Raw genomic sequence first — 775 nt, 5'->3', positions numbered from 1 at the left:
GCAGGCAAGTACCGGCCAAGCCGGTACGGCGAGTGATGATCCCCAAGCCGGACGGCAGCCAGCGCGAGCTCGGCATCCCGACGGTAACGGACCGGCTGATCCAGCAGGCATTGCTGCAAGTGCTGCAACCGCTGATCGATCCCACCTTCAGCGAACACAGCCACGGGTTCAGGCCGCGCCGGAGTGCGCACGACGCGGTGAAAGCCGCCCGAGCCTATGTCCAGTCTGGCAAGCGCGTGGTGGTGGACGTGGACCTGGCGAAATTCTTCGACCGGGTGAACCACGACATCCTTGTAGACCGGCTCAGGAAGCGCATCCCGGATACAGCCGTCCTGCGGCTCATCCGTGCGTACCTGAACGCCGGGATCATGGATGGAGGGCTACTGCTTAGCGCGCTACGCCGATGACGCCAATGTCTATGTGGGCAGCACCAAGGCGGGCGAACGGGTTTTGGCGTGGCTCAGGAAGCTATACGGCAAGCTGAAGCGTCAGGTCAATGAAGCCAAGAGTGCCGTGTGCAGCGCCTTCGGGCGCAAGTTTCTGGGCTACGAGCTCTGGGTCTCCAAAGGGCGCGAGGTGAAATGCGCAGTGGCCTCCAAGGCACTGGGTAACTTCAAAGCGCGGATCCGAGAGCTCACCAGCCGCTCGGGCGGACGCAGCATGGAGCAAGTGGTGCAGAGGCTGCGGCCCTACCTGCTGGGCTGAAAGGCGTACTTCGGCATGGCGCAAACGCCAAACGTCTGGCGCACGCTGGACGAGTGGCTGCGCCACCGGC

General features: G+C 63.9%; 1 pseudogene. It reads left to right on the top strand.

The features are described from left to right. Positions 1–775: pseudogene (locus tag ACG02S_RS26200) on the top strand (reverse transcriptase domain-containing protein); the annotation flags it as partial.

It is taken from the genome of Pelomonas dachongensis, from assembly GCF_043555865.1.
In the GTDB taxonomy this organism is placed as follows: domain Bacteria; phylum Pseudomonadota; class Gammaproteobacteria; order Burkholderiales; family Burkholderiaceae_C; genus Pelomonas; species Pelomonas dachongensis.
Note: the sequence above shows the minus strand (reverse complement) of the source record. Positions and strands in the feature narration are given on the sequence as shown.